This window comes from Burkholderia sp. Bp8986, assembly GCF_003854225.1.
Taxonomy (GTDB): domain Bacteria; phylum Pseudomonadota; class Gammaproteobacteria; order Burkholderiales; family Burkholderiaceae; genus Burkholderia.
Genome location: NZ_QTQM01000149.1, coordinates 1 through 1,467 on the forward strand (window position 1 = coordinate 1; position 1,467 = coordinate 1,467).

A 1,467-nucleotide genomic window follows, 5' to 3' on the forward strand; every position below is an offset into this window, starting at 1 on the left:
CCGCGCAGCGGCTTGCCGAGATAGGTCACGTCACCGCCGGTCGGCTCGATCAGCCCGGCGATGATCCGCAGCAGCGTCGACTTGCCCGAGCCCGAACGGCCGAGCAGCCCGACGATCTCGCCCTCGCGCAGCGACAGGTTCGCGTCGTCGAGCACGAGCAACTCGCCCTGCGTCTTGTTGAAGCCGCGGCAGACGTGATCGACGCGCAGGATTTCCTCGCCGAGGCGCGGCGGCTGGGACGTCTGGACGGGGGCGTTTACAGCATTCGGATTGTGCATCGCGTTTCGCTCTCAATCGGTCTCAGTCGAGCCGCAGCTTCGCTTCGGCGAAGGCATACAGCGGACGCCACAGCAGGCGGTTGAACAGGGTGACGAACAGGGACATCACGGCGATGCCCAGGATGATCTTCGGAAAGTCGCCGGCGGCGGTGGTCTGCGCGATATACGCGCCGAGGCCGTGCGCCTCGATCTTGGTCGAGCCCCACTGCACCGCTTCCGACACGATGCTCGCGTTCCACGCGCCGCCCGAGGCGGTGATCGCGCCGGTCACGTAGTACGGGAAGATGCCGGGCAGGATCGCCTGGCGCCACCACTGCCAGCCGCGGATCCGGAAGTTCGTCGCGGCTTCGCGATAGTCGTTCGGATAGGACGTCGCGCCCGCGATCACGTTGAACAGGATATACCACTGCGTGCCGAGCACGATCAGCGGCGACAGCCAGATGTCGGGGTTCAGGTGGAAGCGCGCGATCACGATCACGAACACCGGGAACAGCAGGTTCGCCGGGAACGCGGCAAGGAACTGCGCGAGCGGCTGCAGCTTCTCGGCCAGCTTCGGGCGCAGCCCGACCCACACGCCGATCGGCACCCAGATCACCGACGCGATCGAGATCAGCACGACCACGCGCAGCAGCGTGATGAGCCCGAGCGCGACGACGTGCCCGACTTCGCCCATCGTCACGCCGGTCGACACGAAGCTGACGACGCGCCACACGATATAGGCCGTGCCGAGCAGCAAGAGCGCCGCCCATGCGATGTCGACCGTGCGCGATGCCTTCTTCTCGACCTTCGGCAGCGAGAAGCGCATTGCGCCCGACAGCGGCAGGCGCAGCGGAATCCGCGCCGCCTTCGCGAAGAACCAGCCGGCCGGCACGAGCAGCTGGTGAATCAGGCGCGTGCGACGCACGAGGTCGAGCAGCCAGGATTGCGGCGCATCGCCCGATGCGGTGTTCTCCATCCGGAACTTGTCAGCCCATGCGATCAGCGGGCGGAACAGGAATTGGTCGTAGGCCAGGATCACGACCGTCATCGTCAGGATCACCCAGCCGATCGCACCGAGGTTCTTGTCCGAGATCGCCTGCGCGAGATACGCGCCGATGCCCGGCAGCGTGATGGTCTGGTTGCCGACGGTGATCGCCTCCGACGCGACGACGAAGAACCAGCCGCCCGACATCGACATCATCATGTTCCA

General features: G+C 66.3%; 2 protein-coding genes. Both read right to left on the bottom strand.

Translation table 11 applies throughout. The annotated features are described in order from the left end of the window. Positions 1–278, bottom strand: a 278-nt coding sequence (locus DID99_RS36585; RefSeq protein WP_124668723.1) for an ATP-binding cassette domain-containing protein, incomplete at its 3' end; no start/stop codon positions are given. A 22-nt stretch (positions 279–300) separates the two neighbouring features. Continuing rightward, on the bottom strand, positions 301–1,467 hold a 1,167-nt coding region (locus tag DID99_RS36590), incomplete at its 5' end, for an ABC transporter permease subunit (RefSeq protein WP_124668724.1).